The following is a 19610-nucleotide window of genomic DNA, read 5'->3' as shown; positions in this document are numbered from 1 at the left end:
GCACCTCGGGTCCGCTCGACTTGCATGTATTAGGCATGCCGCCAGCGTTCGTCCTGAGCCAGGATCAAACTCTCCATTGAAAGTGTTTCCTTTTTTCGTTAGCACGGGGGTGCCAACGAGGCTCGTACTTCTATATAATAGAAGCGCTAGCTTTTATTGCTTTAATTCGCTTATCTTTCATTCAGTTTTCAAAGGGCAATTTTGTTTGTTTTAAGCGCCGTCATCTCTTGTGGCGACTCTTAGTATATTATCACCATTCGCATTTCGCGTCAACTCTTTTTTTAAAAGTTTTTTTCGTGATTTGCGATGTGATGTTTGCGCTCTGTTAAGCACAAATAGAAATATACCATCTCCCCGGACAACTTGCAAGTATTATTTTAAAAAAATATTGAGCAACGAAAAATTCGTTGCTCAACCTGTATTTCTACTCTTCTGATCCCCTGTTTTTCATTTGCGGGAACAAGAGTACATCACGAATTGACGCTGAATTTGTTAACAACATCACGAGTCGATCAATCCCAATTCCTAGACCGCCTGTAGGAGGCATTCCATACTCTAGTGATTCAAGGAAATCTTCATCTAATGGATGCGCCTCATCGTCACCCATCTCTTTTGCCTTTAACTGATCTTCAAATCGAGCCCGTTGATCAATAGGATCATTTAACTCTGTAAACGCATTAGCATGTTCACGTGCAACAATGAACAATTCAAAGCGATCCGTAAATCTAGGATCCTCTGCATTCTTTTGAGCGAGTGGTGAAATCGCTAGAGGATGACCGTAGACGAATGTAGGTTGAATAAGCTTTTCTTCAATTAGTTGTTCAAAGAACTCATTTACGACATGCCCAAACGTCATGTAGCTTTCTACATGTACATGATGTTCCTTCGCAAGTTGTCTCGCTTCTTCATCACTTAAATCTGCCCAAAAGTTTACGCCTGTCTCTTCTTTAATCAGATCTACCATGTGCACACGACGCCAATTTGGGGTTAAATCAATAACATCTTCACCGTATTGAACTTTCGTTGTGCCGTGTACTTCTTGTGCAATATGAGCAACAAGGTTCTCTGTTAAATTCATGATGTCGTTATAGTCAGCATATGCCTCATACAACTCAATCATCGTAAATTCAGGGTTATGACGCGTTGATACACCTTCATTACGGAACACTCGTCCAATTTCATAGACCTTTTCCATTCCACCTACAATGAGGCGTTTCAAATGAAGCTCAATAGCAATTCGCATGTACAATTCCATGTCGAGTGCATTGTGGTGCGTGACAAACGGTCGTGCAGAAGCCCCACCGGCAATGCTATGCATTGTTGGTGTTTCTACTTCTAGGAACCCTTGGTCATCAAGGTATCTACGCATCGTTTGAAGAATTTTACTTCTAGTAATAAAGGTATCCTTTACTTCAGGATTTACAATTAGATCAATGTAGCGCTGACGATAGCGTTGCTCTACATCTTTTAACCCGTGATGCTTGTCCGGAAGGGGGCGTAATGATTTGGACATTAGCGTAAATGTAGTAGCTTTCACTGAAAGCTCCCCAACGTTCGTTTTAAAAGGCACACCAGATACGGCTACAAGATCACCGATATCACACGTCTGGAACTTTTCGTACGCCTCTTCACCTACTTGATCTTTACGCACGTAGATTTGGATTTGACCACGTAAATCTTGAATGTGCGCAAAGCCCGCTTTCCCTTTACCACGCTTTGTCATTAGCCTTCCTGCAATCGTGACCACATGCTCACTTTCTAACTCGACTAATTCTTCTTTAGAATACTGGTCGTATTGCGCTTGCATCTCGACCGTATTATGTGTGCGATCTAAACGCGTTCCAAATGGGTTATACCCTTCTGCTTGCAAACGTTCTAATTTCTCAAGCCTAACGAGTCTTTGGTCTCCTTGTTGTAAATCAGATTCTGTCATGACGTTCATCTCCTTTGTTTAATGCTCCTCTACATACATAAAAACTGCCAGTGAAGACTGACAGTCCGTGCAAACAAAAAAACTCGTCTACTACCTTTGCGAATTTCTTTACTAGCGTTTTATATCCTGTCCGAGCAACTCCTCAACCGATATATCTAACAGATGCGACGCTCGTTCAATGAAGTCTTCTTCTGCGGCCCGCGTCCCACGTTCAATTTCACCAACAACGGAAACCGACATGTGCATTTTATCAGCGAAACTTTGTTGCGTGTAACCTTTCAATTTTCGAAAGGCACGAACTCTTCCACCTGCTTTTGTTGTTTCCATAGAAGTACCCCTTTTCTTAATCTTTCCGGCAAAGCCATGAATAAGTCATGCACCGACGTTTTAAGAGTTGGTATCTGTTCTAAAGGAGCAATTTCTTGTAGTGGAGCGAGCACAAACGCCCGGTCCTCCATACGAGGATGTGGGATACACAACTGTTCCAACTTAATATTCTCATCGTTAAATAATAGAATGTCAAGATCAATTGTTCTCGGACCATTTAAAATCTCACGCGTACGATGAAGTTCTCTTTCAATACGTTGAAGTTCCAATAGCAAGTCAATCGGCTGTAGTGTTGTTTCGACTTTACAAACCATATTTAAAAATTGACTTTGATCTAAGTATCCAACCGGTTCAGTTTCATAAATTGAAGAAACTGAACTGATCGCGATCTGTTCATGAACTGCCATTGCCTGTAAAGCACTCTTTAAAAACTCTTCTCTTGGATTAATGTTCGATCCTAAAGCGATATATGCAGTATGTTTCATCTTGACCTCTTCAATTCGATTGCTACAGAATCATAATGGCCGGGAATTGGCGGGTCCGGTTTAATGACTTTTACCGTTACACTTTGAACAATTGCGAAGTCACCGAGTAACGTCTTCGCAATTTCTTCTGCAACGGCCTCTACTAAGTCAAATGTATTCTCTTCAACAACTTGTTTTGTTTTCTCATAAACTTCAGCGTAGTTCACACTATAATTTATATCATCATTTAACGATGCCTTCGTTAAATCTGCTTCTAATACGACATCCACTTCGAAACGTTGACCTAATGTATTCTCTTCTTTATAGACACCATGATAAGCGTAAAACTTCATGCCATTAACAAAGATTTTATCCAACAGGATTCACCTTCCCTTTACCGAGCATCGCATCCATCATCTTAGATGTACGACTCATCTCTTTCACGTCATGGACCCGTACAATATGACAACCTCTTTCAATACCTAAGCTAATTGTAGCGCTTGTCCCTTCTAAACGATCATTGGGTGGCGTTTGAAGTGTATTGGCAATTAAAGACTTCCTTGATGTCCCTAACAAGACAGGAAAGCCTAACGACGTAATAACATCTAAACGTCTCATTAACTTCAAGTTCTGCTCATGCGATTTGGCAAACCCAATACCAGGATCAAGAATAATCCGCTCTTTTGGCACACCGGCTTGTATGCTAACGTCCACACTTTCTAATAAGTCGTCTACCACATCTTGCAAAAAGTCATGATAATCCACCTGATTGCGATTATGCGTTAACACGATTGGAACCTCATGTTTCGCTGCAACCGATGCCATTTGCGAATCATACTTCGCACCCCAAATATCATTAATGATTGCAGCTCCCGCTTTTACCGCAGCTTCGGCTGTAGCCGCTTTATACGTGTCAATGCTTACTGGGACTTCGACTGACGAAGAGATCGCTTCAATAATTGGAACAACGCGAGCAATCTCATCTTCCACACTGACTGGCGTAAATCCCGGACGAGTCGATTCACCACCAACATCAATAATGTCCGCACCATTCTCTACCATTTGCCTCGCTCTTTCGACTGCAGCATCGAGATTGTTATAGCGTCCACCATCAGAAAATGAGTCAGGAGTGACATTTAGAATTCCCATAATATACGTTTTCTTAGCAAAGTCCAATCGCCACTGGCCCCAACTCAATTCTAACTCTTGTATCATGCTTTTCTTCCCTTCTAAATGGATGTTACGACTTGCTCTCGATGCTGAATTAACCACTGTTGCATCATTTGTTTCCCGAATGCAGTCATAATTGACTCAGGGTGGAATTGCACCCCTTCGGTAGGATGTGTACGATGGCGAAAACCCATCAACTCTCCTTCCTCAGTACGGGAAGTTGCAATGAGGGAACTTGGCAATGACGCTTCATCCACCGTTAGTGAATGGTACCTCATAATCTCAGTTCCTTGTGGAATTTCTTTATATAACGACTGGTTGTCATGCATTAACTTTGATGTTTTGCCATGCATCAACCGAGGTGCACGTACGACTTGACCACCAAATACTTGCCCGATCGCTTGGTGCCCTAAACAAACACCTAAAACAGGAATCTTTCCTGTAAAATGCTCAATTGCTGCCAAACTAATTCCTGCTTGGTCTGGGTCACATGGTCCTGGTGAAATAACGAGGCGACTTGGACTTAGCTTCTCCATATCGTGAAGCGTTATTTCATCATTGCGGTAAACAACGCATTCTTCCCCAAGTTCACCAAAATATTGGACTAAATTATACGTAAATGAATCATAATTATCAATCATCAACAACATCTTCTCTTCCTCCTCAGCTCAGCTTAACTCAACTATTCTCTTTCTTCTTTTTTAGTTTATCATCTACCTTTAAAAAACTAAAGCGACCTCTATAGAAGAGATCGCTTTTCGTTATTAGTCTTCAAATTGATAAAGTGGTGTACTTAAATACCTTTCACCGTTAGAAGGTATAATTGCAACAACCTTCTTACCTTTGCCTAATTTCTTCGCTTCTTCTAGTGCGGCATAGATCGCAGCACCAGATGATATGCCTCCGAGTACTCCTTCTTCCCTTGCAGCACGTCTAGCAAATTCAAACGCTTGCTCGGTTGAAACTTGTGTAATCTCATCATAGATATCTGTGTTTAAAATTGCAGGAACAAAACCAGCCCCAATGCCTTGAATCTTATGTGGCCCTTTCTGTCCGCCAGATAATACTGGTGCGTCTGCCGGTTCAACAGCTACAATTTTTAGGTTCGGGAAGTTTTCTTTAAGAAATCCTCCAGCCCCAGTTATTGTACCGCCTGTTCCAACACCTGCAACAAACGAGTCAAGTTTACCGTCGACTTGTTCAAGCAATTCACGTCCTGTCGTCTCCCGATGGACATTTACGTTCGCATCATTCTCAAACTGTTGGGGCATAAAATAGCCATTTTCATCAGCTAATTCCTGCGCCTTACGAATGGCTCCGCCCATTCCTTCAGGTCCAGGTGTTAAAACAAGTTCTGCACCATATGCTTTTAATAAATTTCGCCGTTCTTGACTCATCGTCTCTGGCATGACAAGCTTCGTGCGGTATCCTTTAGCTGCCGCAACCATCGCTAAGCCGATTCCCGTGTTCCCACTTGTTGGCTCAATGATTGTATCTTGCCCTGGCTTAATCTTACCTTCACGTTCTGCCTTTTCAATCATCGCAAGTCCAATCCGATCTTTAACTGAAGATCCTGGATTGAAATATTCAAGCTTTAGATAAACGTCTGCATCATTTTCCCCAGTTAGGCGGTTGAGCTTTACAAGAGGTGTATTCCCTATTAACTCCGTAACAGAATTTGCAACTCTACTCATTCAGTAGACCTCCTCAAGTTAATCCCAAGTAATTTTATTGGTATTATTAAATATTCTACTGGAACGACTAAATTCTGTCAATTAATATTTTCACTATTCCGCTTCTTGCTTTAGTTCCTCTAAATCCACTTCATTAAACGTGTACACTTCATTGCAAAAATGACATTGCGTCTCTGCACCTTTGTCTTCTTCAATCATCGATTGGATTTCTTCTTTGCCAAGACTTACAATTGCTCTTCCAATCCGTTCTTTTGAGCATTCACACTTAAACTGAACAGGCATCGTTTCCAACACCTTGTAATCATCACCCGTAACCGTCGCAATCATTTGTTCAGGTGTATCACCACGCTCAATCAACTTAGAAACTGGCGGCATGTTGCCAATTTGCTTTTCAAGTCGATCAATAGTTGCGTCATCTGTCCCAGGCATCACTTGTAAAATGAATCCACCAGCAGCTTTAATGGAGTTATCTGTATCGACTAAAACACCAACTCCAACTGAAGAAGGAATCTGCTCAGACGTTACGAAGTAATACGTAAAATCTTCACCGAGCTCTCCTGAGACAATCGGAGAATGTCCTGTGAATTGTTCTTTCATACCTAAGTTCTTCGTGACCGCAATTGAACCGCTCGTACCGACAGCACGAGCTACGTCTAGCTTACCGTGTTGATTGAGTTCAAAGTGCACACTTGGATTATATAAATACCCTCTAGAATTACCATGTGCATCGCTATCAACAATGATCGGACCTAGTGGACCATCGCCTTCAACTTTAAGAGTTACTTTATCTTCACCCTTAAGCATCGAACCCATAATCGTCCCTGCGATCATCGTTCGTCCAAGTGCCGCAGCCGCTGTTGGCAACACATGGTGACGTTGTACGACTTCATTGACCATATTTGTCGTTGTCGCCGCATACACTCTTACTTTTCCATCATATGCTGTTGCCTTCGCTAAATAGTCCATCATCCTACATTACTCCTTCTATTCTTACAGTATATTTTTATCGTAAATCCGCTTTAATCCTTTTAACGTTAAAAAAGGATCAATAACATCGATTGAAGTTGTCGCCTTCCCAATCAGCCTAGCCAGTCCTCCTGTTGCAATGACCTTAGGCTTTTTATTCCCTCGCTTCGACATTCTCATCACAATTCCGTCTACGAGTCCTGCATAGCCATAATAAATACCTGATTGCATCGCATGGACAGTGTTTTTCCCGACAACAGATTGAGGTTCTTGAATTTCAATGTGAGGCAATTTGGACGCATGTGTATAAAGGGCATCTGTTGAGATCACAATTCCTGGAGCAATCGCACCACCTTGATAGCGATCTTTCTCATCGATGTAGCAAAAAGTTGTTGCTGTACCAAAATCAACAATCACCAGAGGACTGCCATGTTCATGTATTCCAGCAACAGCATTTACGATGCGGTCTGCCCCTACATCCTTAGGATTGTCGTAAAGAATGTTCAATCCGGTTTTAATACCCGGTCCAACAACCATGGCTTTCTGATTGAAGTATTTCTCAGTCATATGCTCTAACATAAACATCAATGACGGCACGACCGAAGAAACAATAACTCCGTTTACTTCAGATGATTGAACACCTTTGTTGTTTAGCATCGTCTGCATAGACGTCCCATATTCATCTTCTGTTCGTTCAAGAGACGTCGTCATTCGCCAATAATGGAGAAGTTCATTATCATCGTATACCCCAAATACAATATGGGTATTCCCAACATCGATTACGAGAATCATCGCTATTTACCCCCTTTTTGTAACAAGTCCAACGCACTTAATCGTAACCAATTGCTATCAATTAAACAAACCATTTGCTTTTTAACATAAGAATGAAGGGAGCCTGTAATGGGCTCCCTTCACGTTTAATATCGTTATGATCTACGATCATCCTTGTGATCTTCTTGATCATCGGTCGGTTCAGACTGCTCTTCTGTACGTTCTTCTTCCGATTCGTCTGTACGTTCCTCTGCATGTTCAGCTTGATCTACTTGCTCGCTTTCTTCTTCACGATCTTCATCTTGCTTAGAATTGAAGTTCACCTTCACATCGTCAGATTCGATGTCTTTTCGATTAGAATGGTGATTGTCCGGTAATTTACCGTCTTCAACGAGTGAATAGATTTGCTCAGCATCTAGTGTTTCAAGCTCAAGTAAGCTTTCTGCAACAAGCTCAAGCTTATCTTTATTCTCAGTAAGAATTTGTTTACAGCGATCATAACATTCTTTAATGATCGATTGAATTTCACGATCAATTTCAAATGCAATGGCATCGGAGTAGTTTTGTTCATTTTGAATGTCGCGACCTAAGAATACTTGGCCTCCACTTGATGAACCAAATTGTAATGGTCCGAGCTTCTCGCTCATTCCATATTCCGTAACCATCTTACGAGCAATACTTGTTGCTCGTTGGAAATCGTTGTGAGCTCCTGTACTTGCTTCCCCGAAAATAACATCTTCAGCCACTCGGCCACCAAGTAACCCGACAATCTTATCAAGCAGCTCTGGTTTTGTCATGAAGTAACGATCTTCTTTCGGTAACATCATTGCATAACCGCCTGCTTGCCCACGTGGAACAATCGTCACCTTGTGAACCATATCTGCATTCTTCAGCTTCACACCAACGACCGTGTGTCCCGCTTCATGGAACGCGACGATATTACGTTCTTTCTTCGAGATGACTCTTGTTTTCTTGGCAGGTCCAGCAATTACTCTGTCGATCGCTTCCTCAATATGAATCATGCGAATTTCTGTTTGATCAGCTCTAGCCGCAACGAGTGCTGCTTCGTTTAGAAGGTTCTCAAGGTCCGCACCAGAGAATCCTGGCGTTCGTTGAGCAACGACTTCCAAATCTACATCATCGTTTAATGGCTTGTTTTTCGCATGTACAGCAAGAACTTCTGCACGACCTTTTACGTCTGGAGCTCCTACTGTAATCTGGCGGTCAAAACGTCCTGGACGTAGTAATGCCGGGTCGAGAACGTCGGCACGGTTTGTCGCTGCGATAATGATAATTCCTTCATTACCGTCAAATCCATCCATTTCAACGAGTAGTTGGTTTAACGTTTGCTCACGCTCATCGTGGCCTCCGCCTACGCCTGCGCCACGTTGACGACCAACCGCATCGATCTCATCAATAAAGATAATACACGGCGCATTGCTTTTCGCATTGTTAAACAAGTCACGAACACGAGAAGCACCGACACCAACAAACATCTCAACAAAGTCGGAACCACTAATGGAGAAGAAAGGCACTCCTGCCTCACCTGCAACCGCTCGACCAAGTAAAGTCTTACCAGTACCCGGAGGACCAACAAGAAGTACACCTTTAGGGATACGCGCACCAATGTTTGAGAACTTACGAGGATCTTTTAAGAAATCTACAACCTCTACAAGCTCTTGCTTCTCTTCTTCAGCACCGGCAACATCTTTAAAGCGTGCTTTCTTCTTATCTTCTTGATACATCTTCGCCTTACTCTTACCGAAGTTCATGACTCGGCTACCGCCACCTTGCATTTGGCTAAGTAGGAAGAAGAAGAGAATGAAGATAATAATAAACGGAAGCATCGCCGTTAGGAATTGCAACCAACCACCAGACTCAGGTGCAGGTTCAGAATCACCTGATACGAGGTTAGGATTATTTTCAAATTCGCTAAGTAGCATATCTGTCATTTCTTGAGACTGGAGAACATGAACTTGGAACAAGTTCGGTTCTTCTTCTGTACCTCCAGTGAGTTCACCTTCAATATAGTAAACATCTAGCTCTGGTTGAACAGTCATCGAAACAATTTCATCATTATTTAATGCTTGTAAAAATTCCTGAGTCGTCATAACCTCTGAATCACCGGTGTCATTATTAAACATGTTAACGATACCGACGAGAATCAGGACTATTACACCCCAGAAAATCGTATATCTAACCGCCCGACTCATTCGAGACCTCCTCCCGCATGTCACACAATACAGGTAATATTATCACATTTACTTGAAAAGCCATAATTAAGAGCCTTGATACACCTCAGGTTTCAAAATACCGATATATGGGAGATTACGATATCGTTCAGCGAAATCAAGACCATACCCAACAACAAATTCATCTGGCACCGTAAATCCAGCTAAATCTGGGACAATGTCTACCTTACGTCCTTCAGGTTTGTCCAATAGCGTCACGATCTTTACAGAATTCGCTCCGCGGTGTCGAAGTAAATTGACGAGATAACTTAGTGTTAAGCCACTATCAATAATATCTTCAATAATTAATACATCACGGCCCTCTACAGAAGCATCAAGATCTTTTACAATCTTAACTTCTCCAGATGATCGCATTTTATTTCCGTAACTTGAAACATCCATAAAATCAATTTCAACGTGAGTATCAATTGCGCGCGTGAGGTCTGCCATAAATGGCAATGCTCCTTTTAGCACTCCAATGAGTAATGGGAACTTACCATCATACTCGTTTGTAATTGTCGTTCCAAGTTCCCGGCACTTTTCACCAATTTGCTCAGCACTAATTAATACCTCTTGTATTTCACTTCTCATGTGAACTAAACACCCTCGTTTCCATACAAAAAATTTCAGAAAAGACCTGCGTCCTTTAATGATCGCTGCAATGTTATTAACACATAGGAATCCGCACGTTCTGTCGTGAAGCGACTTTTCTTTAAAAGCGGTAGCCATAAGATGTTCCCTTTTGAATCCGTAACGACTGGCCATTGATCACGCGCTCTTCTTGTCACTTTCTGATTGATGAAGATTCTATTTAGCTTCTGCCTTCCGTCTAGACCTTTCGGTTCAATAACATCTCCTCGGTTTCTCGTTCTAACAATGAGCGGAAACGATGCGTCCTTCATTGGAATAAAACACTCGTGCTCACTCGCTTGACGTTGTTCCAAGCTTTTCTCAAACGTGAGAATGCCATAAGACGTCGTAATCGCACTTGGAACTTCCTCAACCCTCTGGTTGTGTTCGAGCAAGTCAGTTAGCTCATCTTCTAAAAGAAAACATAACGATTCATAATCCCTTTTGCAAATAAACCCTTTAGGTAGGGCAATCTCTGCAGAGGGATTCGAGGAGAAAACTAAACGCAAGCAGTCCTCAATATGTACTCTTGAAACATAGACAGCTTGGGATTGATATAGATAGTTCAATAGTAAGTGAATCGCCTGTCGTTGTAAAGGAATAGCGTGTTTACGAAATCGTGTCAATGCTACAATCGCTTGCCCTTGCTCATACACCACACAATCACGTAATAGATTTTCCGCTTCTTGAGTGACATATGCACGCAGTTCATCGTATTCTTCCACAAATTGTTGATACGATTGCACGTAACGCTCGTTCTCTTTTTGGATCTCCGGTAAGATCCGGCTTCGATAGCGGTTACGCGTATAGCTTTGATCTGCGTTTGAAGCATCCTCAAACCAAGGCACCCTTTCTTCAGATGCGACTGCGACAATTTCTGCTTTCGTTAACCCGAGCAACGGTCTAACAACGACTCCTTCTTCTAACTTTCTTTTGGCTTTAATGCCAATACTTCCACCAACATGCCCTCTTGTAATCTTCATTAGTACCGTTTCAACTTGATCATCACCGTGATGACCCGTCACAAGAGTAGCTGCATTTTCTTTTTGCATCACTTCTGAGAAGAATGCATAGCGTATCGCCCTAGCATCATTTTGAATTGACTTAGAAGAAACGCAATTCCCTTTTAAATCGATACGCTTAAAATAGAACTTTATGTTATGAGCTTCACAATATTGTTCAATCATTAGTCGCTCATCGTCCGATTGCTGTCGTAACCCGTGATGAACGTGCGCAACGATGACCCGGTGACTCGTATGATGAATCAACCAATGCAACATTAACATTGAGTCTACCCCACCAGATACGGCAGCGACGACGACTTCGTCATGTTGTAACAATTGATGTCGCTTCACAAAGTTATCGATTTGTTTCATATCGTTGCCCGACTCCTCTACCGATTGAGAAAATAGAAAGTGCAAAGGCTAGTCCGCCTGCAATTGCACCTGCTTGCAATAAAGTTCCTGCTCCTTGAGACAGTCCTTCGATGTAATCACCTTGAACGAAGGCAAGCATCGTTTCATAAGCTCGGCCACCGGGCACGAGCGGAATAATTCCTGGAATCGTAAACGTTGTAACCGGCACTCTTTTCTTCCTCGCTGCAAAATGGCTAATTAACGCGGATGAAAACGCCGCAACCGCGGCTGCTGGAACAGGACCAACACCAGTGATTGGCAATAGACTATAAACAGACCATGAAAGCATTCCAATGAGTCCAATCATCCATAACAATCGATAAGGAATGTTGAAAATTATGGCAAAGGCAATCGTTGCAATGCCACAAATGATTAGCTCCCAAACCATAACACTCGCTCCTTATCTATAAAAATAACGACACTGCCGTCGCAACACCAGCCGCAATGGAAAGTGAAGTTAATGCGGCTTCCGCTCCCCGTGCAAGACCTGATATTAAATCCCCCGCCATAAGGTCACGAACGGAGTTCGTTAAAGGAACCCCAGGAACAAGCGGAATTAATGATCCGATAATAATCTGGTCAATGTTCGTCCCAAATCCACTATGAACAAGGATTAACGCCGTTACTCCTCCAAAAAATGCCGCTAAGTATTCAGAGAAAAACTTCGCTTGTAAATAATGTTGAAAAAGTACTAAAGCAAGCGTCGACACAAGCCCACCAATTGAAGCTGGGATCATATCAAACAGTGAATCACCAATAAGGTATGAGAATGCACCACCACCGATAGCTGAAGCAATGTAAATCAACCATAACGGATAGTTCATCGGTTGCTTCTCAACCCTCTTAAGTTCTTGCCTTGCAACTGTGATTGACATACGACCAGCGACGAACTCTCTTGATATGTGATTAACTTCCGTTACCTTACTAAGGTCTTGAAAACGGTCAACAATCCGAATCATTTGCATAATATCATCATCGTCTTCTAATACACCGGATAAGAAAATGCCCGTCGTTGTCACAAAGCTATTCACATTGTCCATTCCACCAGCAATGGCCATTCGCTTCATTGTGTCCTCAACCCGATAGGTTTCCGCACCATACATGAGCATCAACTTACCCGCAAGTAGACACAAATCAATTAATTTGTCCTTTTTTGTGGTCATGTATCTTCGTCCTTTTATCGGGCTTTAAATCATCTGTCCTACCAAGTATAAGACAGAAGTGATTAAGAGAAAAGCGATGACTAGCACAAGATCTACAATGCCGACGAGCGCCGGCTGTTTTTGTGCCTTTCTCCTCATTTTCTTTCTTCTTTTTGGCCTAGCCGATTGATCAACTTTCCTATGACGATCTTCTCGTTTTGCAATAAATTTCATTAGATCTGTACGCGCAGCTTCTGCATCTTGAAACGAACCTTGGACCATTTTTTTTAACCAATGCCGATAAGGACGTAGCTGTTCATTTCGCTCTAAACAAGTCATTAACGTTTGCTTTCCGTCATTGCCTTTTTCAAAGCGTTTCTTTTCGATGAGATGGATAAAAATCATACCCGCTGCAAATAAATCGTATTGTTCGTCTGCTTTTCGATCGCCCATCCCCCAATACCCTCGATCGTAAAACTCCGTATACTCTTTAATCGCCCGGCCTTTTATTGTCGTTCCACCAACATCTAACCAACGTACTCGGTACGGCGGGCCAGTAATGAGCAAGTTCTCGGGCTTTAAATCACCAAATACCCAGCCAGCGCGATGCAAACGCGATAAATCACCAAGCAATTGAACCATAAATACAGGCGCCCATTCGTTGCCATGCTCCTTTAAATGATCAAATACAGGCACACCTTGTAAATACTCCATCACATAAAATGGATGCTTTTGGCCTTGTACAATACAATCATCCGTATCGATAAAAGAAGGCCCAAGTATTTGTCCTTGGACCTTCCCAAAATGCTTTAGTACATTCACCTCAGACGTAATCGACATACTGTTATGTCCGATCTTTAATGCGACTTTTCCATGTTTCGAATCAGCGAGGTAAACGACCCCCGTTGCACCGCGGCCTAAAGGCTTTAGAATATGATAAACATTGCGGTTCCATTTCCCGAGCAATTTCGTCCCCCTCGGAAAGTTAGGAGCCTCGTTCCTCGAGTTCATATTCGTCTTCTCCATAAGAGATCATGCTCCTTCTTTTCCGAGACTGGAATTGTTGAATTGCTGCTTGGATCGCAGGCCCTGTCGGTGTAATGCCACCAACTGATATTTTATCGAATAAACCGCTCAACCCTGTAATTCCAGATGTCCACCCTTTAATAATGTCTGTATCGTTTCGCTTGCCTGGGAACGTGAGCAACGTGTAGTAGTTGCTTCCCCCTCTAGAATCCATCGATATAGACAAATCGACAAGCGCCTCTTGTACAGTGCGTAATTTATTTCTCATACTTGCACTGGCGTCCACAAGAATGACGACTTCAAAATCAACACGTTCACCAAGATCATCAACGACTTCCATCACTTCTCCACGTTTCTCTGGAGAAAGGTCGTCCCATTCTTGTTCTCTGCCAAGAATTTGGGACAACTCTTTATTAACGACCCCTTGTAGTGTTTGTGTCATCGCTTGTCTCGTTACCATCTGGACAGTTTTGGCGAGTTGTTTCATGTAAACAACTTGACTAATCCCTCCACCAGCAGTCGCAATCTTTTCAATTTCATCATAGGCTTCTTCGTTTAACGACCCTTCTTCAAGAACACCAATCACATTGACCATTATGTTTTCTTCACGAGCAAGAGCTGCGATTGCAGCTGGATCACCGCCATCATTTGAACAACCATCGGTTAACAATAGAATCTGTTTTAGCGTTCCTTTACTCATGGCTTAGTCCTCCCTTAGTGAATCTTAAACTTTGTATCTAGCATTGTTGACGATTTCACTAAGAGATATACCAATTAAGCTTCTTTATACATTTGTGGAACCCACTTTTGCATTGGGATCTTCGCCCAACGTGGCGTATTCCGACGAATCTTCGTTACAACAACGGTCATGTCATCATCAATCTTGCCGTCGCTAACACGAATGACTTCTTCTAATAATAAATCTGACATCGTCTGAGGATCTTCCGTCTCCATCTCAGAAATGATTCGTCTCATCCACCTTTCTTTGTTTTCCACATGCTTCACCCCATCGAACATTCCGTCACTCATCATAATTAATAAATCTTCATCTTGCATACTTCTTGATACGACATCAAAATTAGCTTCCGAAATAATGCCCATCGGCAAATTACCAGATTCAACAGAAGAGACTTGCCCACCTCGTTTAATGAAACTTGGCATAGAGCCGATTTTTATAAATGACGTATCTGCCGTTTGCAAATCAATAATCGTTAAATCAAGCGTTGAAAACATCTCTTCGTCTGCACGAAGTGAAAGTACAGAATTCATGGATTGAATCGCTACTTTCTCATCGATGCCTGACTGTAATAAATTTTCCAATAACTTTAGTGTTGCCTTACTCTCATCATGCGCTTTTTTGCCGTTACCCATGCCATCACTTATGGCAACTGCAAACTTCCCGAATCCAAGTTGCATCGCAGCATGATTGTCCCCCGATAACCACGCACCACCTTGTGCAACAGTTGCCGCTCCTGAGTCAACTGTATAGGTCTTTGCAGAAACGAAATTCATTACTTTGCCGTCTTCCACATCTTCGTCATTTTCCGGATCGACGATAATGTGGTCATTTAAAATCCCTGATAACATCGGCGCAATTAGCTTTTCCGCTTCTTCCCTACCTACATCTTCCCCAAGTTCAATTTCTACTCGCACGTCACGAGGCGTTAAGTTATAGACATCGACTTGACCGATATCAATCCCTGCTTCTTGAATCGCTTCGTGAATTTGTTCCTCTTGACTATCATGTGTTTCTTTTTCCTTTTGAATTTCTCGCGCAAATTCCCCCATCACTTGCGATACCCCTTGCAACTGATCAGCAACAAGTCTTCTGCTTTCTTCAAGTTGCTTAGCATACGTTTTGCGAAGTTCATGAGGTCCCCACTGTTCTTTCATCGTTTTAACAATTCGATCAGGATAAATACAATGCCGCTTTAGACGGTCATAAGAGCCTTTTTGAACATCTCCTTGTTCAATATCTGTCATAACGTCTTCCATTACATCATAGGTTGTATCAAAGCGCTCTGCCCAACAGGTCTCTTTACGGAAACACTTTTGACATGTACTTGCTGTAATCGTCGCTAAGAACCGATCACCTTCAAGGTCTTTCTCATTTGTATACGTCGTTTCCCGATCATTTGTAAAACTAGATGATAATGTCTGAAAAAGATCGGAAAATCGCTCAACACGCGCAGCTGTAACATCCCTAATCTTACGCATATACCGCTGTTGTTCCTTCGAATGTTCGGTCGTCCCAGGTACATACTTCGCCATATATTGAATGGCACTTTTTGGCGTCAGCAAAAATAACGCAATCGCTGCGACCGACTCCATGACAGTAATTCCTGCACTACTTAGTCCTTGTCCATATAAAGCAATTAACGCCGTACCAACAAGTAGACCTGCACTGACCCCAATTTTATTACCATCTTTAAGAAGCCCGCCAAGAAGACCTGCAAATGCGAGTAGACTCATCTGATACAAGTTCACAACGGCAGCCAAACTCAAAACGAGACCAGTGACCACACCGACAGTTGCCCCAATCGTTGCGCCTCCTGCCAAAGCAAACAATAAAACTAAATACCGAGCAAGAATATGTTCTGCACCTAGGCCGTAAATAACCCAACCAATCGCCCCTGTCATGACCGATGCAATAAGAATGATAAAACAGATAATCTCTTCGCTTTTTAACGAGCGCTGTTTTCTTTTATGTGTAATAAGAGGCAGGCTTTGTAAAAAGATCATCGTAAGCATTAGTGCAAGACCTGCTTCGATCGCACCCATCATCCAATGGTATTGAGTGACCGTCCCCATGCTCACGTATGTGATTGCTATTCGTGCTAGAAACGAAGTAACCAATACAGCAACTGGCAATGCCCAACGCGTTTGTATCATTAATGTTTTAAACAACTTGTACAAAACGAGAAAACCGACCATCCCGATCAGTACATGAGGCAAGTTAAAGGTTAAGCCCCAAATCGTTCCGACAAGTATAGCAGTTGCAGCTAGTAATGCTCGATTCTTCTTTAGAACGAAGACGGCTGCGAAAAAGGGTAATGCAAACGGATATAAATCCGATAATATAGCAGCTCGACCGAGCATGACCCCAACGATAAATAACAAGACGCCCCATTTAAGAAAAACAAGTTCCGTTCCTTTCTCGAATTTACTCATGAGTTGCATCCATCTCTGTTTTAGAGGAATGAACCCGTCTGTTCCAACTGTGACTCTTGCAAATGTTCCCTGGCCCGTCTCTTTATGAATCATCTATGCCCACCACCGTTTTGTTTTTCTTGGTGATGAGTATATCGAGGTTTTGATGCAGTGTTTGTCAGAATGACGACGACGTAAAAAAAATCGTTCGACTCTTTTCTTAAAAGAACAGAAATACTTGTCCCTTCGCCGTTTTGTAATCATAAGTGATTGGAATGCTCACAAAAATTCGCCATAATCATCAATCATTTTCCGACAGAAGCTACAAAAACAAACCTCTAAACCGTGCGAAATAAAGCGAACAACAAAAAAACCATGTTGCTCGTAAGCAACATGGTTGAACATCATATAAATGGTAGCGGCGGAGGGAGTCGAACCCACGACCTCACGGGTATGAACCGTACGCTCTAGCCAGCTGAGCTACACCGCCATTTAACAAGACAAGAGTTATTATATCGACTACATAAAGCAAAGTCAATGGTTAACCGAAAAATCATGTAAGAATAAAATAGGCAGATCAGGAAAGCTCCTGTTCTGCCTTTATTTATACATCTATTTGAGACGAATCATCATGTCTCTGTTTGCAGAAGGGATCTAACTATTTACGGCCACCGCCTTTTCGGTTGTCGCTCTTCTTACGCAAGGTTGAGAGATTCTCCTCACTATCTTTTAAAAAGCGGCTCATCTTATCTTCAAATGAGAGTGTCTGCTCACGCTTCTTAAACCCGCCTCCTTGACTACGACGCGGTTTCTCTTCTTTTGGTCGCTCTGTTGCTTTACGAATCGAAAGTCCAATCTTCCCGTCACTTTCAACCTTTAGAACTTTAACCGTTACTTCATCGCCAACTTTAATGAATTCCTTGATGTCTTTCACATATTGATCAGCGACCTCACTAATGTGAACGAGTCCTGTTTGACCTCCTGGTAAATCTACAAAAGCGCCAAAGTTTGTTACACCGGTGACTTTCCCTTGATACTTGCTGCCAGCTTCAATCGACATTGATGAAACGTTCCTCCTCATATTTTCTTAAACCATACGTTAAACGTATGTAGGTAAAGCTTACACGATTATTATTCTATGTTGCAAAGGTTACTTTGTGATTAGTCGTCTTCCTCATCTTCTTCTTCCTGATCGTCATGACTCTCAGGAACCTTAAAAATCGTTTCACCTGGTTTAGTTAAGTATAAATCGCGCCTCGCAACTTCTGCAATATAATCAATATCATTATAATTGACAATATCTTGCTCGAGCTGCTTTTGTTCTTCCATTAACTCAGCGTACCGCTCTTCAAGTTGCTCTTGTTCTTGGTCATTAGCGTCAATCATTGACTTTTGAGAGATAAGCCCGACCGCTGCAAACACGATCACAAACGCACCAACGATTCCAATAAAAATCAGTCTTCGCTTTAGTCCTCGACGACGTCTTTCTTCTCTCATTTGCAAACGCTTTTGTTCTTTTTCAAATGGCTTGTCCTTATGAATTGTCGTTACTTTTTCTCGATCGTTTGATTTCGGCATGTCGCACCTCTCTCTCATCATATGAGAAACGCAATGAGAGGATTGCTAGGAATCCTCATCATCACTTTTTTTCGAGAACCAACGAATCAATCGTGAGTACATGGCTTTTACTTGTTTAACAATTTTTGGACCTTGTAAAAGTAGATACACAGGTCGAATAAAGAAAAACAGAAGTTTACTTAATTGAATCACACTCCACTGGACAATTGTCAAGAGAAAAATTGCTATTTTTGAAATTAGTTTATATAAACCGAGGATGGGTGTGATGATTAAGACGTAAATCGTTTTCTTTATTGCCATGATCAACCATTGTACCATTTGAATGATTCGTTCGAGCAATCGCAAAAAGAAAGGACGTACCGTATGCCAATACGTTACAAACCCTAGAATAATCGCAATAAAAATGTAAATTCTAAGCTCTCCAAAATTCATATAAAACAGCAGATAGAAAACGAGTAGAGCCTGTACAATCCAGAAAGCTAAATCCATTACTGCCTGTGTCCACTTTGAACGCAACAGTAAACATCGATGATACACGTCTAGCTGTAACGCAATGGCAGAACCTGCAGCAATCATAGCGAAGAAGGTTTGGAACTGTACAACGAGTGTCACTTAAATAACTTCCCAAACAAGCCTTTTGGTTTCCCTGATCCACTGCTATCTACGTAAATTAAATCATCCACTTTCCCTACGATTGAAACGATGCCTTCTTCAACATTCAGATTCTTCATATGCAAGTCATGGCCTCGAACGGACAAAAATCCCATCACAGTCTCCAATAAAAACTCTTCACTATCAAAACTCTGGACTTCTTTTACTCCGCTAATCTCGAGAAGTTTACGACCTTTCATCATCACTTCATGATCATTATTCGTGTTGTTTTGATACCGTTGATTAGTGACATATTCAGACATATCGATTCCTCCTAACATAATCCACTCGTTGTCTTATCTTATGCCTCGCCGAATTAAAAAAGAACAAGCCATTCCCCACCACTAAAAAAAGAAGCCCTTAATTAGGTGCCGCACCCCAAAAGTTAGAGTTAAAAACTCACTTTTGGGGTGTTTTGTTTGGTGAAATATAGTGACACATTTAAAGAAAAAGTTGTTTATG

Annotated in this window: 21 protein-coding genes, 1 tRNA gene and 1 rRNA gene; all 23 read right to left on the bottom strand. The window is 42.0% G+C overall.

Annotated elements, in window-relative coordinates; all coding sequences use genetic code 11:
- Positions 1–80 (bottom strand): 16S ribosomal RNA (locus tag JOD17_RS20755); the annotation flags it as partial.
- A 344-nt stretch (positions 81–424) separates the two neighbouring features.
- The gene (gene lysS / locus JOD17_RS20750) at positions 425–1933 is read right to left on the bottom strand and encodes a lysine--tRNA ligase (protein WP_204699842.1); all 1509 of its coding nucleotides are present in this window, start codon (positions 1931–1933) and stop codon (positions 425–427) included.
- 111 nt (positions 1934–2044) lie between these two features.
- Positions 2045–2260 (bottom strand): helix-turn-helix domain-containing protein, encoded by a 216-nt coding sequence (locus JOD17_RS20745; protein ID WP_042361400.1) that lies wholly within the window; start codon positions 2258–2260, stop codon positions 2045–2047.
- Complete coding sequence (folK, locus tag JOD17_RS20740; protein ID WP_204699841.1) at positions 2212–2745, bottom strand: 2-amino-4-hydroxy-6-hydroxymethyldihydropteridine diphosphokinase; 534 nt, start codon at positions 2743–2745, stop codon at positions 2212–2214. The genes JOD17_RS20745 and folK overlap by 49 nt, the downstream gene beginning before the upstream one ends.
- On the bottom strand, positions 2742–3101 hold the full coding sequence (gene folB / locus JOD17_RS20735; protein WP_204699840.1) for a dihydroneopterin aldolase: 360 nt from the start codon (positions 3099–3101) through the stop codon (positions 2742–2744). The genes folK and folB overlap by 4 nt, the downstream gene beginning before the upstream one ends.
- Entirely contained in the window at positions 3094–3939 is an 846-nt protein-coding gene (gene folP / locus JOD17_RS20730; RefSeq protein ID WP_204699839.1) for a dihydropteroate synthase, read from the bottom strand. The genes folB and folP overlap by 8 nt, the downstream gene beginning before the upstream one ends.
- 14 nt (positions 3940–3953) lie before the next feature.
- Positions 3954–4544 (bottom strand): anthranilate synthase component II, encoded by a 591-nt coding sequence (locus JOD17_RS20725; protein WP_204699838.1) that lies wholly within the window; start codon positions 4542–4544, stop codon positions 3954–3956.
- 114 nt (positions 4545–4658) lie between these two features.
- Positions 4659–5588, bottom strand: a complete 930-nt coding sequence (cysK, locus tag JOD17_RS20720) for a cysteine synthase A (RefSeq protein ID WP_042361002.1) — start codon at positions 5586–5588, stop codon at positions 4659–4661.
- Between the two features lie 93 nt (positions 5589–5681).
- Entirely contained in the window at positions 5682–6557 is an 876-nt protein-coding gene (gene hslO / locus JOD17_RS20715) for an Hsp33 family molecular chaperone HslO (RefSeq protein ID WP_275581905.1), read from the bottom strand.
- A 21-nt stretch (positions 6558–6578) separates the two neighbouring features.
- Complete coding sequence (locus JOD17_RS20710; protein ID WP_204699837.1) at positions 6579–7346, bottom strand: type III pantothenate kinase; 768 nt, start codon at positions 7344–7346, stop codon at positions 6579–6581.
- Positions 7347–7480: 134 nt separating this feature from the next.
- A complete protein-coding gene (gene ftsH, locus JOD17_RS20705; RefSeq protein WP_204699836.1) occupies positions 7481–9538 on the bottom strand; it encodes an ATP-dependent zinc metalloprotease FtsH in 2058 nt (685 codons plus the stop codon).
- Positions 9539–9604: 66 nt separating this feature from the next.
- Positions 9605–10147: a hypoxanthine phosphoribosyltransferase gene (gene hpt / locus JOD17_RS20700; RefSeq protein WP_042420665.1), complete on the bottom strand. Its 543-nt coding sequence runs from the start codon at positions 10145–10147 to the stop codon at positions 9605–9607.
- A 35-nt stretch (positions 10148–10182) separates the two neighbouring features.
- Positions 10183–11562, bottom strand: a complete 1380-nt coding sequence (gene tilS / locus JOD17_RS20695; protein WP_204699835.1) for a tRNA lysidine(34) synthetase TilS — start codon at positions 11560–11562, stop codon at positions 10183–10185.
- The gene (locus JOD17_RS20690; protein ID WP_042360997.1) at positions 11546–11989 is read right to left on the bottom strand and encodes a threonine/serine exporter family protein; all 444 of its coding nucleotides are present in this window, start codon (positions 11987–11989) and stop codon (positions 11546–11548) included. The genes tilS and JOD17_RS20690 overlap by 17 nt, the downstream gene beginning before the upstream one ends.
- A gap of 16 nt (positions 11990–12005) precedes the next feature.
- Complete coding sequence (locus JOD17_RS20685; protein ID WP_204699834.1) at positions 12006–12764, bottom strand: threonine/serine exporter family protein; 759 nt, start codon at positions 12762–12764, stop codon at positions 12006–12008.
- A 24-nt stretch (positions 12765–12788) separates the two neighbouring features.
- The gene (locus JOD17_RS20680) at positions 12789–13709 is read right to left on the bottom strand and encodes a serine/threonine protein kinase (protein WP_239575789.1); all 921 of its coding nucleotides are present in this window, start codon (positions 13707–13709) and stop codon (positions 12789–12791) included.
- Positions 13710–13728: 19 nt separating this feature from the next.
- A complete protein-coding gene (locus tag JOD17_RS20675; protein ID WP_204699832.1) occupies positions 13729–14469 on the bottom strand; it encodes a VWA domain-containing protein in 741 nt (246 codons plus the stop codon).
- 74 nt (positions 14470–14543) lie between these two features.
- Entirely contained in the window at positions 14544–17033 is a 2490-nt protein-coding gene (gene spoIIE / locus JOD17_RS20670) for a stage II sporulation protein E (protein ID WP_204699831.1), read from the bottom strand.
- A 299-nt stretch (positions 17034–17332) separates the two neighbouring features.
- Positions 17333–17409: transfer RNA gene (locus JOD17_RS20665), tRNA-Met, on the bottom strand.
- A gap of 168 nt (positions 17410–17577) precedes the next feature.
- Complete coding sequence (locus JOD17_RS20660) at positions 17578–17979, bottom strand: S1 domain-containing RNA-binding protein (protein WP_204699830.1); 402 nt, start codon at positions 17977–17979, stop codon at positions 17578–17580.
- Positions 17980–18080: 101 nt separating this feature from the next.
- Entirely contained in the window at positions 18081–18497 is a 417-nt protein-coding gene (locus JOD17_RS20655) for an FtsB family cell division protein (RefSeq protein WP_204699829.1), read from the bottom strand.
- A gap of 45 nt (positions 18498–18542) precedes the next feature.
- Entirely contained in the window at positions 18543–19109 is a 567-nt protein-coding gene (yabQ, locus tag JOD17_RS20650; protein WP_204699828.1) for a spore cortex biosynthesis protein YabQ, read from the bottom strand.
- Positions 19106–19411, bottom strand: coding sequence for a sporulation protein YabP (yabP, locus tag JOD17_RS20645; RefSeq protein ID WP_204699827.1), 306 nt, complete (start codon positions 19409–19411; stop codon positions 19106–19108). The genes yabQ and yabP overlap by 4 nt, the downstream gene beginning before the upstream one ends.
- Between the last annotated feature and the right edge of the window lie 199 nt (positions 19412–19610).

The organism is Geomicrobium sediminis (genome assembly GCF_016908595.1).
Taxonomy (GTDB): domain Bacteria; phylum Bacillota; class Bacilli; order Bacillales; family Marinococcaceae; genus Geomicrobium_A; species Geomicrobium_A sediminis.
Note: the sequence above shows the minus strand (reverse complement) of the source record. Positions and strands in the feature narration are given on the sequence as shown.